Origin of the sequence: Faecalibacterium sp. 3, from assembly GCF_048323735.1 — a bacterium.
Classification (GTDB): Bacteria; Bacillota; Clostridia; order Oscillospirales; family Ruminococcaceae; genus Faecalibacterium; species Faecalibacterium wellingii.
This window is the reverse complement of sequence record NZ_JBLWFN010000001.1, coordinates 2,360,595-2,373,695: the sequence shown is the minus strand read 5'-3', so window position 1 is coordinate 2,373,695 and position 13,101 is coordinate 2,360,595. Positions and strand designations below refer to the sequence as shown.

The following is a 13,101-nucleotide window of genomic DNA, read 5'->3' as shown; positions in this document are numbered from 1 at the left end:
TCTAAATAAACCGTCTGGCGGTATCTAACTGATTAACATTTCAACAAAGAAGCTGTGGTTGGAGCCTCCCAAAAACCGTCTTTGCGGTAGTAACGCCTCACCAATCCACAGCACCCTGAAACTATTGTAGCATTCCGCTGGAGAGCGGTCTATAAATACTACTATTTTATTATACGAGGTATGCCTGAAAATGTCAGAATTTCATCGGCAGTGCGTCTTTTCTGCACTTGCCGTTGTAGGCGGTGTAGATGGGAAAAACGTATTTTTTCCATCCGCGCAGCTTTGCGGGGTCGTCCTGCCCGATGCGGTAAATATCGACCGGGTGGATGTTGCGCAGCGCACGGAGCAGCCGTTCTTCACTGAACTCGCCGTGGTACAGCTCCACAAAGTGCATCATGCCTTTCAGAACAGATGCCCGGAACGAATCGGGCTTGCCCTCCCATGCTGCCACGATCAGCCGCATCGTTTCACAGTAGAGCGGTTCGCCCATCTGCTTGTAGAGCCGGAAAGCCGTACCAACGCAGCCGATGCGGTAATCGGTCAGCTGCTGGCTGTCATAATTGAGGCTCAATCCCACCCGGTTGGTGGCTGCGAGAAAGGCTTTGGAGATGGCATCGCCGCCCACCACTTTGGCACGGAGCTTGATGCCTGCCGTCAGCGGCGCAGAGAAGCCGTTCTGCTCGGCAAAGAGCAGGGCTTCCTGCTCCACGGTTATGCCTGTGTACACCTTGCAGAGAATCGGCAGATCTTTGCCGCCGTTGCGGAGGATGCGCCCCTCGATGGTGTGCTGCCCATCCGTTACGATGAACTGACCGTTGCGGAAACTGACCTTCGGCTCATTTGCCACATATTCGTTGAAGTGGGCGGCAATCAGTTCCACACGCTTGCGCTCCACACCGCGCTGATACAGTTCGCGGGGGTAGACCAGCTTGCTGCTGTGGATGACCATGAGCTGGTACGGCGGGTTGACATGGATGAAGGGATTGGTGTTGTCTTTCAGGCGCATCGCATTTCCTCCTTGATTCTCCAGATGTACGTTTCGGCTTCTTTCAGGATTTCAGCAACCTGCTGCTTACGCTTCGGGATGGTGAGCAGACTTGGGTTGAATGTGAAGCTGTATTCCAGCCGCTGGATCATTGCGTGTACCGCAGCTTCCAGTTCGGTGTACAGCATCATGTCCTCGACACTCCCAGCATCCTCAAAGGACGATTTGATGGGCGTGTAGGGATAGAGGGGCGGCTTACCGTCAACCACCTCAGGCGGCGCGTAAGCCGCCGTAGAACGGATGATGGGCGGAAGCCGCTGAATACTCCCCATCGGGTTCAGGGCAAGGCTGGCACGGACCGCATCATCCACCCGGCTCATTTCTTCCGGGGTGAGGTGTCCGAGATATTTCAGAACCCTGCTCTTGTCTACGGTAAAAATCTGCTCTGCCTGAACGATGGACGGAACGGAGAGAAACTCGTTCACCAGCAGGCAGTGGGTCGGCTGGGTATACTTTTTTGCCGCCTTGCTTGTCAATGTGGCCACGATCAGCGTGGGCGAGTAAAAATTTCCCACATCGTTCTGAAGAACGACTGCCGGACGATTCCCGCTTTGCTCTGAACCGATGGCGTTGTCGAAACGGGTGAAGAAAATGTCTCCACGTTGGAATTTCCAGTTTTGAATCAATAGCTGCCCTCCTTTTGCAATATGTACACCGCCCGCTGCACCTCCTTGGCAGTGTGCGGTGTGTTTGTTCAACGGTTCATCACAACGTAGTCATGACCGCGCCGGGTCTGGCAGACTGTGCAAGTGTCCATGCTCCGGTCTGCGCTGGGAACAATGGCGATTTTGAACGCCTTGGATTCTACAAAACTACAAAGGCAGACACCGCAGAGCGTGCGGATGGACCGGATCATCTCCGGGGTCAGTTCCATTTCCTCGTAGATCGCTTGCTCTAAGGTGGTACGGTCGTTTTCGTTCATAAAACCTCCTATGTAGGACGAAAATGTGGATATATGGAATAAGTAAAAAGAACAGGCGTGGACGAAGACCGAAAACAGCATTCGGCCACGCCTGATTTAATAAGTTAAGGTCTCGCATATTCGCCCTCGGCTCCCTGCGAGTGGGGCATAAACATCTGGCAGCGGACTTGTACCGCTTCATTGGCATTTCAGCCACCCCGTCTGCTTTGTGACCGGGCCGCGAATTACGGAAGTATCATTATCGGAGTACCAGATGACGGAACTATTCAGTTTTCAAGGTCCGTGAGAGGTCTGTGTGGCAGACCTTTCACTGTTAACAGAAAACAAGGGGTAAAACGGGGGGTGTTTTCAAAAATATTTTTTGAATTTTTTTCGAGCAGCCTGAATGGATTCTCTTACAGTGGTGCGATCAGCGTGTTGAACACGGGCAATCTCTGTGATGCTCATACCTTGAGCCAGCATCAAAATTCGCTGACGCTGGTTTTCACTTAAATGTGCAAGGCAGTCAAGCAGATGCTCCCGATCTTCCAGTTCCTCCATCAAATCATCCGGGGTTTTCTCGGAAACCAGATTTGTTCCCTCGTAATCCTCGGAATCCAAAGAAAAAGCCGTATGATAGCGTGAACGCTCGTTGCTGGCGTGTTCCATGCGGCGGGAATCGTAGATAACCTCCGCAATCTCGGCAGAAACAGTAATATTGACACTTTCACCAGTGACAAACTCGTAGTGAAGAATGCGAGAGTCCATGTGTAACCTCCAAATTTTCGATAAAACGTGAAATGTCGAAAATCTGGAGACACTACGGATATTTCGCCGCTTGGGGTAGCCATGAAAAGAGGGCAAACATAAAACCTGCTCCTTTTCGGGAGCAGGCCATCTGAAGCTATAAAAATAGCCGGACAACAGCCGACCGAAAGATTGGAAATCTTTCAGTCAAGCTGCTGCCCGGCTATTTGGTGCTACGTTTCATACATCACCCGGAGGTGACGGCCCGTTGCTCGGTGCGAACAGTCCATATTCAGAGTGCGTTGCACCCGATTTTTATGAAACCAATGCTTACTTGGCTCGAATGGAAAGGTTGAGCCATAACATTTCCCGGCAACGCCAGCATTTTATGTGGATGAATCCAGTGCAGTCGGCGGTCATTCGATAAAGTTTTAAGTTGCACTTGGGGCAAAACTGCCAGTGTTCCGTAATCGCTTCCTTCTTATGATCGAGCATGACTTTCCCTCCCAAATATAAAGTTTACTGCTGTATCATAGGAGAAACGGTGGACTGCGGCACTTTGGCTCCAAAAGCGCAAAAACGCCAGCCTCCCATGGCGGGAAGCTGGCGCAATATAACACATCGGCACGATTGTGGATGGTGGAGCGGAACGATTGTGCTTGTTTCGGGGCGGTCTGGTCTACGGCAGCAGACAGGCTTTTTTTGATGCGTTACCCCAATAAAAAATCACAGTACCCTCCATAGACGGTAACTGTGATCTTGTGGCGCAAGGAATCGCCCGGACGAGTTACCGTTTTTTTATAACTCGACCGGGAAACGCAAAAATCGGCATTATACTTCCTGCTCGCAGGAAATACAAGGTTATACCGCATCATTCACCAGAACGATACAATACTATTGAGGTGAACGATGATGCCGAATTCCGACTTGAAGTTACTTGGAGAAAAGGTTCGCACGGAGCGCAAGCTGGCAGGTTTAACACAAGAACAGCTTGCTGAACGTTGCCATGTTTCAACAAAGCATATTGCCAACATTGAAAAAGGTAGCATGAATCCATCTTACGAAATTCTTTTGGCGATTGCTCGCGTTCTGCCGATTTCGCTTGATGCACTGATTACTCCGGGAATGGACAAGACGGAAGTAGAATTAAAAGAGTTCAACCGAATCTATCTTTCCTGTCCAGAAGCGGTGCGAGAAACCTTAATGGACTCGACCCGCACACTGGCAAAGCATCTGACAGAGTTTTACAGTAAGATTGAAAATCCCTGAAAATGTTTTGCTTGTGGTACAGTATAGCACATTTTTCAAAGTCACTATACCAAAACGAACCCAAAAACAAACCAATTTCATACCAATTCAGTCGATTCCCAAGCTGATCTGAATCTCTGTTTCCAAATCATTTGCCAATGCCGTATATAGTTCTTGTGGTGTGCGGCAAAGAATTGCATTGAAATTGATAGGGTCGCCCTCATTGAAAAGCCTTACATATCCCCAGCGGCATGGAACAACGTCCAAATAGGTCGCAGACTCTAAAAAGCTATGGAAGTGGGTCAATACTTCTTCAAATGTTTGCATGGTTTGACCTCCTGAATTAAGTTATCTCTATTTTAGAATATTCTTGGTCATCTATGCAAGGATGCCGATTTCGTACAGCGTAGAAAACGATAAAGCCATACCGAAGAATCCTACTAGGATCTCACGGTATGGCTTTTATTACAGATTGCGATTCAATCGCACCGATTCCGATGATGGGACAAATTGATATCCAATGTTGGAAACCGTTTTAATATAACGGGGGTGATCTTTGTCATCCTCTATTTTCTGGCGGATTCGACCGATCGTGCTGGTGACGGCTCTCAAATAGCTTTCGCTGTCCTTATGCCAGACTGCTTCAAAGATCTGCTCCTTTGTAAACAGTTTGCCCGGATGCTGTGCCATCAAACTCAAAACACCGTATTCATAACGACTCATGTACACCTCTGTTCCGTGTTTGAAAACACGGTGGTGTTCCAAGTTGATTTCCAGATCGGGACGGCTCAGAGCGTCTGTGGGATTCCGCATCAAATCGAACCATTCAAAAATCGTCTGCTCTTGCGGTGGGCAGTGATCCTTTGTGATGCGAACAACAACTTCGATTCTTTGCATACAATAGACAATCCTCCCCCAAAGCCAAATCTATATCACTCGATACGACGGCTTTTTTTCTTTTGCCGTCGTCCGGCAGAATGTTATTCAATATTTAATTCAATGCTTCCTGTGAAACTCTCGCATTCAATTCCGATATAATTTCCACCATCAGGAAGTGTAATTGTGTCACTATAAGTTCCGGTTGTTTCAATCAAAGTGACTGCTTTATCAGATCCAGAAATCCAAAATACTTTTGCAGTACCTTCCGTAACCTCCAAAGTGCAGTCAATAGACAGTTCCTTACCGGCTTCTCTTTTTATGGAAGTTCCTCCGAACAAATACTCTGTATCTGAAAAATCCTCATAATCAGCCGTATAAGTTCCTGTATAATCATCGATTCCTTTTTCTTTTGTTCCTTCCAAAGATGACTTTCCTGTAAGCTCTATGGCTCCAGCCGACTGAACGATATTATTATAATGATCGAGAATTTCATCTTTTGAACAGTCAGAAAGCATAAAACTTCCCAAAAGGACAAATGCCAATGCTAAAACTATTTTCTTCATAAAATCATCACCAGCCTTTCTTTGGAGCTACCTTTTTGGCCTTTTTCTTTGTTTGGGTTGCTTCTCGTTCTTTCATGCACAAAATCAAGATGGCAGAAATAACGACAGCAAGCGCAAGACTGCAAGAACAGGTTCCGATATTCCAGTTGACTGCGGTATCATAGCTACGGTAGCCTACCATTCCAAGACTTGCGGTAATCGGATAAAGGTTTGCTAATGTCATATTTCCTGCGGCAAACATCCCTCCATATCCATAGACAAAAGCAATGATTACACCGACTAAAAAGCTGCCTGCCCTCCGACAAGTAAGAGCGATAATCGGCAGAACCGCAAGATATAAAAAGAAATTAACCGCAGTAATCTGCAAGGTTGCTTTTAGAGCTAAGGAAATCTCAAAGCCGGGAAATCCCACAATCATTTCTGCTATGATTGTAAACAGACTGCATATCAGCCCGAAAATAATAGACAATACGCCGCACACAATCAATTTTCCGGTCAGCAGTTTCTTAAAAGAAATCGGCACAGTCAGAATATTTTTCAATGTATCATCCGTCTGCTCACGAGAAATCATATATCCAGCAATTAGGCTGATACACATCGGAAAAATCATGGACATATTGTTTTTGATGACCTGTTCTGTAAGATAGGCGAAATCCCAAACGGAACCATCATTCGCCATAGAGGTAAACAAGGTCAGCAGGACGGATAGGAGCATGAGTGCAACGCCCGCCCAAAGGATATGATACCTTTTCAATTTATAAAATTCTGTTTTTACAATGCGAACCATGTTTATTCCCCCCTCTGCTTATATAATCTGTCAATTAGTAAGAACGAAACCAATGCCATGATCCCAAGAATGAATACAACTTGAAATGTTGAAGGAATTAGCCCTGTCATTTGCTCCAAGTCCATTTTTATTCCATGAGCCGCCATATCTCCTGCACTCCAAAATGTAGTCAGTGGCGTGGGCAGAAGCCATAACATGGTTTTAGGCAGCGTGTCAAACAATGCCGTAGCACTCATGTTCAGAACACTGTAAAAGACACACAGCAAAATGGAAAAAACGTAGGTCTTACTGAAAAAGACAACAAGAACGATCAACGGGAGTGTTCCTGCCGTAATGAAAATTCCTGTTTCAACCGCTAAAAACAATTTATAGCCTATTCCATAAACTTCCAATGTTCCAAATCCGCAAAGAATTGTTGCAATGGTAGAAGCCACACAAAAAACAATTCCAAAGAGAAACAGGACAATAATTTTTGCAAGCACCATTTGCGTGCTGGTTACGGGAATTGTACGCAGATTTTTGAATGTGTCGTTGTCGCGTTCCATAAAAAACAGGATAGCGGCAATCACACCGATAATGCAGGGCAGTAAAAACTGGATACCATATCCCAACACCATGTTAAATAGTCCGTCGAAAGCATCTGCCCGATCCGTATATCGCTCCATCATAGAGGGCGTTGTCATCAGATAAGTCAGCGGGATTGGAAACAGGAACGCAGCCAAAATAATCAGCGGAATAAATTTCTTCCGTTTCAATTTCAAAAATTCGCATTTGATTAGTTTAAGCAATTCCTTCGCCCCCTGTCACACGCTTGAAGTAATCTTCAAGACTTTCTTCACAGGTATGTGCTTCTGATACCTCCAATCCGTTTTCTACAAAAGCAGTTACAATTTTCCCCACGGGTAGCTCCATATTGTGTAGACGCAGATTGTGGTCGTCTTGTATGGAAAAATGGGTTTCATGGAAATTGCGTTCCAAAATTCTTGCCGCCTGTGCAGTATCAGAGAGCGTAAACCGGATATGTTTACTGCTTTTTTGCTCCAACTCAGCAAGGCTTTCTTCTTCCAGCAATGCACCGTGGTCAATAATTCCAATATCGTCAGCCAGCAAGGAAATCTCCGAAAGAATGTGACTGGAAATCAAAATAGTTTTTCCTCTTGCGTCGCAAAGCTCCCGAATAAAGGAGCGTACTTCTGCAATACCGATGGGATCGAGGCCGTTGATCGGCTCATCCAAAATCAAAAGCTCCGGATCGTGCATAACGGCAAGGGCGATGGCAAGCCGCTGCTTCATACCAAGAGAATACTGTGAAAAGAGCTTTTTATCTTTGTAGGGCAGTTCTACCAGATCCAGAGCATCTTTGATAGCATGATTGTTTGGTACGCCCCGCAGAGTAGCAAAGATACGCAGGTTCTCTGTGCCGGTCAGATTGGGATAAAAACCGGGGGACTCAATCAGGCTTCCGATACGGGGCAACAGCTTCTTTTCGTTCCCTTGCAAAGACGTTCCCCAGATTTTGACCTCCCCGGAAGTCGGCTTCGTTAAGCCCAACAGCATTTTCATGGTAGTGGTTTTTCCGGCTCCGTTTCTGCCCAGCAGACCGTAAATTCTCCCAAACTTCACATGGATATTTAAGTCAGCCACACTCTTTTGTGAGCCGTATTGCTTCGTCAGATTTTTTGTTTCAATGATATAATTTGTATCCATATTCAAAACCTCCTGTTCTGCTTTCTTGTTCTCCGTATCTGCGTTGTGGATGAACTCGATCTCCTGTTCGGGCACACCAGCATTGAGCAGCTTGGAGCGGATATCATCATAGACGTTGAACGAACCGTCGCCCTTTGGAGTAGACATATCGCAGAAAATCAACTGGGTCAGCTTCTGCTCCTTGGTGTCGTTCCAGATGCGCAGGACGTTGTTGACGCAGGCGTTCAGCTTGCTGTTGGGGTCATCGGGCAGAGCGGAATTCATCAACCGCTGGTCAAGACCGATTTTGCGGCCATCCGATGTGATTTTCAGCATATTGTCCACCGAGGGGTCAACAGAACCGCTGTGGACTTCGGCTGCACGTTCGCTCAACGCCTGCACCATATCCTGTTGGATTTCCGAAGGTTTGACCACTACCGTCTCAAATTTTGCATCCGGCACCGGGAGATGAAGCTGGTCGCTGGTCTTGATATCTGCTGCTTCTTTGAACATCGCCATCAGTTCAGGCAAATTGAAGAACTTCGCAAAACGAGTGCGTGCACGGTATCCGGTGCCTTCTGGGGCAAGTTCGATGGCAGTAGTAGTTTCACCAAAAGTAGAAGCCCACGCATCAAAATGGGTCAACCCTTTCTGCTGCAAGGTGTTGTACTGGAGGTAGCGCATGAGGGTGTACATCTCGGTCATACTGTTGCTCAGGGGTGTACCCGTTGCAAAAATCACGCCACGGCCACCGGTGATTTCATCCAGATAGCGACACTTGCCGAACATATCGCTGGATTTTTGTGCCTCGCTCGTACTCAAACCTGCGACATTACGCATTTTCGTGTACAAGTAGAGGTTCTTAAACGCTTGGCTCTCATCCACAAACAACCTGTCTACGCCCAATTGTTCAAACGTAACCACATCATCTTTACGGTCTGCGCCTTGCAGCTTTTCCAGTTTCTGTTTCAGAGACTTGCGCAACTTTTCCAGCTGCTTTACTGTGAAATGCTCGCCAACCTGTGCTTTCGCTTCTTCGATGGCCTCCTCGATTTCATCCATCTGTTCCTGAATCAGACGCTCCTGTCGTTCTGCGGACAAGGGTATCTTTTCAAACTGGCTGTGTCCGATGATAACTGCATCGTAGTCACCGGTCGCAATTCTCGCACAGAATTTTTTTCGATTACCGGGTTCAAAATCTTTCTTGCTGGTAACCAGCAGCTTCGCATTGGGGTACAGGCGTAAAAACTCGCTGGCCCATTGTTCCGTCAAATGGTTTGGCACGACAAAAAGACTTTTCTGACACAAGCCCAGACGTTTCAGTTCCATAGCGGAAGCCGCCATCTCAAAACTCTTGCCGGCACCGACTTCGTGCGCCAAAAGGGTGTTGTACCCATACAGCACATGGGCAACCGCGTTGCGCTGGTGCTCTCGCAAATTGATCTCCGGGTTCATGCCCACAAAATGAATGTGGGAACCATCGTATTCACGGGGGCGGGTGCTGTTAAAGAGCTCGTTGTACTTCTTCACCAATAAGGCACGCCGCTGAGGGTCTTTCCAGACCCAGCCAGCGAACGCATCCTTGATGGCCTGCTGTTTCTGCTGGGCGAGGGTGGTTTCGTTTTGATTCAGCACACGCTTTTCTTTCCCATCCTCCTCGATGGTATCATAAACGCGGCTGTCACGCAAATTCAAGGTATCCTCCAAAATCTTGTAAGCGTTGGCTCGGCGGGTACCGTAGGTTTCGGTGGCCATAATGTCACCGAAGCCAGTAGCAGATTTATTGCTGATTCGCCATTCGGAAGTGTAAGGGGAGTAGCGAACGGTGATGGCATTGTTGTAGCGGATACGATAGGGCGGCTGAAAAGTTTCCATCATGAACTGCTGCACGATGGAGGGGGCAAGCCAAGTGGCACCCAAACGCACATCAATTTCGGAGGCTTCCAGTTCTCTTGGCTGCGCCTTAGTCAGCGCATCCACATTGACGGCAAATTCCGGGTTCGTTTCGGCGGCAAACTGCGCCATCCGCAGCTTTGCCCGGACATCGCCGGACAGGTACTCGTCTGCCATCTGCCAGCCGGCTTCCGGGTCGGTAGGATCAGCGGCAGGGTCTTTGAAGATCACACCGGACAACTCTGCGGTAATGCGCCCGTACTCGCCGGGTGTACCCAGCAGTTCTGCCATATAGGGCAAGTCCACTTTGCCATGCTCACCAATAGATACCGCCAACGCTTCGCTGGGGGTGTCCACGCTGGTGACGGTGCGCTCCGGGCGAATGGTGCGCTTGGTGAACATATCCGCTTTGCTTTTCAGCTTCTTATTTTCGTCCAAGTTTTCCAACGAGCAGAGCAGATAGTAGGAACTATCGTCATCGAACAGGCGGGCATTTTTCTTGTCGTTGATCAGCCCGTATTTTGCAGTAAAGGCATCGTAGGCGGCGTTCAAACGCTCCTGCGTTGCCTTAATGTCCTCGTCCGGGTAGTCGTTCAACTGCTGGTCAATCAGTTCGTTGACGATCTGCCGCAACTCCACCATACCAGCTACACGGCCTTTGGCATTGTCGGACAGTTCGATCTGCGTCATGATAGAGTTCTCTCGGTAGTAGATCTCGCCATCAACAACCGTATAGCTAAAATTCTTCACAGTCGGGTCTGCGGGCAGCGTTTTGCGCTGTGCTTCCGCATCTGCGACGTCCGGGGCAGCAATCTCCACCGCAGTGTAATTGCCCTCGATGTGCTGCACCGCCTCGGCAAGCTGGTCTGCAAGGCTGGTGCCCTCGATGGGTACAACGGTCAGGTCATGACCATATTGGGTGCTTTCCAGTTCCAAATTTCCCAACACCATTTCCGGGTGGTCTACAAAATAGCTGTTGAGAGTAAATCCATCCTCAGTCTGCCCCAACTGCACCCATGCGGGCTCGATATCCGCGGGGCGGTCACGCTTCTGCAAAAAGATAATGTCACTGACAACATCCGTACCAGCGTTGGCACGGAACGCACTGTTGGGCAGACGGATAGCACCCAGCAAATCGGCACGTTCTGCCATGTGCTTGCGGGCGGTGCTGTCCTTGCTGTCCATAGTGTAGCGGCTAGTGACAAACGCCACCACGCCGCCCGGACGCACTTGGTCGATGGCCTTGGCGAAAAAGTAGTTGTGGATAGAAAATCCCAGCTTGTTATATGCCTTGTCGTTGACCTTGTACTGACCGAAAGGCACATTGCCCACCGCCAAATCGTAGAAATCACGGCGGTCGGTGGTCTCAAAACCAGCAACAGTAATATCAGCCTGCGGATACAGCTTTTTGGCGATGCGCCCGGTGATGCTGTCCAGCTCTACGCCGTACAGCCGACTGTCTGCCATGCTGTCCGGCAGCATCCCAAAGAAGTTGCCCACACCCATACTAGGTTCCAGAATGTTACCGCTGCGGAAACCCATACGCTCCACCGCATCGTAGATACCACGGATCACGGTGGGGCTGGTGTAGTGGGCGTTCAGAGTAGAAGCGCGAGCGGCGGCGTATTCATCCTCAGAGAGCAGTTCTTTCAGCTGGGTGTACTCGGCAGACCAATTTTCCTTGTTGGGGTCAAAAGCGTCTGCCAGACCGCCCCAGCCCACATATTGCGAAAGCACCTGTTGCTCCTCGGCGGTGGCACCCCGGTGCTCCTCTTCCAGCTTGAACAGGGTACGGATGGCTTCGATGTTCCGGGCGAATTTCTGTTTGGGGCCTCCGACACCCAAATCATCATCCGTGATGTGGAAGTTCCCGGCAAGTTCAAGTGTGGGGCGTTCCGCTTCAACTGTGGGCGATTCTGTGCTTATCGTCTGAATTACAATGTCAAACGGCAGATTGTTTTCCTTGGCGGGGTATACGGCAACCGTTTTTTCAGTACGAACTGGCCGGGTAGAATTTGGTCCGTTCTGCCGCAAGCTCTCCTCGAATTGTTGCTTATTGATAACTTCGTTATCCCATGACTGCCCGTGCGCACTGGTGTCGATACGAACATCCGTTTCACCTACATAGCCAATTTTCCCTTCGATGGTTCGGGTAGGAAAATCAACGATAACGTTGTCACCGACCTTGTAATCGGGCAGGGTGTGTTCCATCACATCCTGTTCCTGCTCGTACAACTCCCGGACAAGAGCCAGCGGTTCCTCCCGGAAAACTGGCATTCGCATTTCTGCCAGTGCCACATCCTGCAGGGTCACGCTACCCCTATCATAGTTTACCGTATCCACTCGGAAGGCTCGTCCCTCCATGTGGATGGTAGTGCCCAGCGGCAGATAATCTTCCCGGCGCAGATACTTGGTCTGGTGGTGGGTGCCGTCCTCGTTCAGTCCGGCAAGGTAGATGTTCTCGCCGCACTTCCACAGTTGTTTGGCACGGTATGCCCACTGGTCGCGGGGAAAACCGGTGACCGGGACTGTGCCCAATTCCGTTTCCTTTTCCAGCAGCTTTCCACCTACAAGTTCGCAGACCTTCCGGGCATCCTCGCCGTAAAACTCAAACTGACCGCCCTGTTCAAAACCCACCAGCGCATCCGGGTGCTGCTCCTTCAGGGTGTTATACTCGGTGGCGGCATCCAGCGGCAACAGTGCCGGGTGCTCCTCCGCCTTGTTGTGGTAATGCTCCAGTTCCTCGTCCGTAACGCTGACCAGTTCCGAAAAATCCAGTGCTTCCAACTCGGTCTCGGTCAGTTCTTCCAGACTTTCGTACTGGCGTTCGTCTATCAGCACCTCGCCCAGATACCGCTCCACACGGTATCCCACCAAATCCACATTAACTTGAATGGGAATATCCTCATCGGTGGCGTGGGTGTAGGCAATGCCGATTTTAGTCAGATCGGAAAAGTCCGGCTCGGAGTCGTACTCCTCCTGACAAAATTCCCGGATCAGGTTTTTGGCATGGGTCAGGGTGGCATCTGGCTCTGCGCTGACGGGCGGCGTGTAATGCTCCTTTTCCTTGTCCGTCAGGTAGCGGTCGGACTGGATCATCAGGTCGATATACTTTTCCACCTGTGCCCATTTCAGGGTGATTTTCTGGTGCTCAGGGTAATGGTCAAATTCCAGCCCCTTCCAGTCGTGGTTCACGAAGCCTCGACTGCCGTCCAGAAAATCGTGGGAGTGCCCACCGATTCCGTACTCCTTTGCCAACGCTTTGGCGCGGAGGTTGCGGTCGGGCTGGGTCTGGTACAGTGCCATAATGCGCTGTTTGCCGCCCATAAATCCCGAACCATGCTTACGCAAC

At 49.3% G+C, this 13,101-nt stretch carries 11 protein-coding genes; 1 reads left to right on the top strand and 10 read right to left on the bottom strand.

The window, feature by feature from the left end; genetic code table 11:
• Window positions 1-193: 193 nt before the first annotated feature.
• The 4 genes from ACNSPV_RS11290 to ACNSPV_RS11275 all read right to left on the bottom strand — a co-directional run bounded on the left by ACNSPV_RS11290 (window position 194) and on the right by ACNSPV_RS11275 (window position 2,714).
• Window positions 194-1,006 carry a DUF6551 family protein gene (locus tag ACNSPV_RS11290; protein ID WP_348583368.1) on the bottom strand — a complete coding sequence of 271 codons (813 nt, stop codon included), beginning with the start codon at window positions 1,004-1,006 and terminating at the stop codon, window positions 194-196.
• Window positions 997-1,671, bottom strand: a complete 675-nt coding sequence (locus ACNSPV_RS11285) for a type II toxin-antitoxin system PemK/MazF family toxin (protein WP_005930921.1) — start codon at window positions 1,669-1,671, stop codon at window positions 997-999. The genes ACNSPV_RS11290 and ACNSPV_RS11285 overlap by 10 nt, the downstream gene beginning before the upstream one ends.
• 68 nt (window positions 1,672-1,739) lie before the next feature.
• On the bottom strand, window positions 1,740-1,967 hold the full coding sequence (locus tag ACNSPV_RS11280; protein WP_015538297.1) for a hypothetical protein: 228 nt from the start codon (window positions 1,965-1,967) through the stop codon (window positions 1,740-1,742).
• A 348-nt stretch (window positions 1,968-2,315) separates the two neighbouring features.
• Window positions 2,316-2,714, bottom strand: coding sequence for an RNA polymerase sigma factor (locus ACNSPV_RS11275; RefSeq protein WP_112146515.1), 399 nt, complete (start codon window positions 2,712-2,714; stop codon window positions 2,316-2,318).
• Between the two features lie 888 nt (window positions 2,715-3,602).
• Between ACNSPV_RS11275 and ACNSPV_RS11270 the strand changes: the two genes are divergently transcribed.
• A complete protein-coding gene (locus tag ACNSPV_RS11270; RefSeq protein ID WP_418268279.1) occupies window positions 3,603-3,962 on the top strand; it encodes a helix-turn-helix domain-containing protein in 360 nt (119 codons plus the stop codon).
• Window positions 3,963-4,049: 87 nt separating this feature from the next.
• On the opposite strand, the gene ACNSPV_RS11265 is transcribed toward ACNSPV_RS11270, so the two are convergent.
• The 6 genes from ACNSPV_RS11265 to ACNSPV_RS11240 form a co-directional block, all read right to left on the bottom strand.
• Complete coding sequence (locus tag ACNSPV_RS11265) at window positions 4,050-4,268, bottom strand: hypothetical protein (RefSeq protein WP_097773622.1); 219 nt, start codon at window positions 4,266-4,268, stop codon at window positions 4,050-4,052.
• A gap of 138 nt (window positions 4,269-4,406) precedes the next feature.
• Window positions 4,407-4,838 carry a response regulator transcription factor gene (locus ACNSPV_RS11260; RefSeq protein WP_348583370.1) on the bottom strand — a complete coding sequence of 144 codons (432 nt, stop codon included), beginning with the start codon at window positions 4,836-4,838 and terminating at the stop codon, window positions 4,407-4,409.
• Between the two features lie 83 nt (window positions 4,839-4,921).
• Complete coding sequence (locus ACNSPV_RS11255; protein WP_055186328.1) at window positions 4,922-5,383, bottom strand: hypothetical protein; 462 nt, start codon at window positions 5,381-5,383, stop codon at window positions 4,922-4,924.
• Between the two features lie 7 nt (window positions 5,384-5,390).
• The gene (locus tag ACNSPV_RS11250) at window positions 5,391-6,170 is read right to left on the bottom strand and encodes an ABC transporter permease (protein ID WP_055186327.1); all 780 of its coding nucleotides are present in this window, start codon (window positions 6,168-6,170) and stop codon (window positions 5,391-5,393) included.
• Between the two features lie 2 nt (window positions 6,171-6,172).
• A complete protein-coding gene (locus ACNSPV_RS11245; RefSeq protein ID WP_007882992.1) occupies window positions 6,173-6,958 on the bottom strand; it encodes an ABC transporter permease in 786 nt (261 codons plus the stop codon).
• A complete protein-coding gene (locus ACNSPV_RS11240; RefSeq protein WP_418268306.1) occupies window positions 6,951-13,055 on the bottom strand; it encodes an ATP-binding cassette domain-containing protein in 6,105 nt (2,034 codons plus the stop codon). Before ACNSPV_RS11240 ends, ACNSPV_RS11245 begins: the two co-directional genes overlap by 8 nt.
• Window positions 13,056-13,101 lie beyond the last annotated feature (46 nt).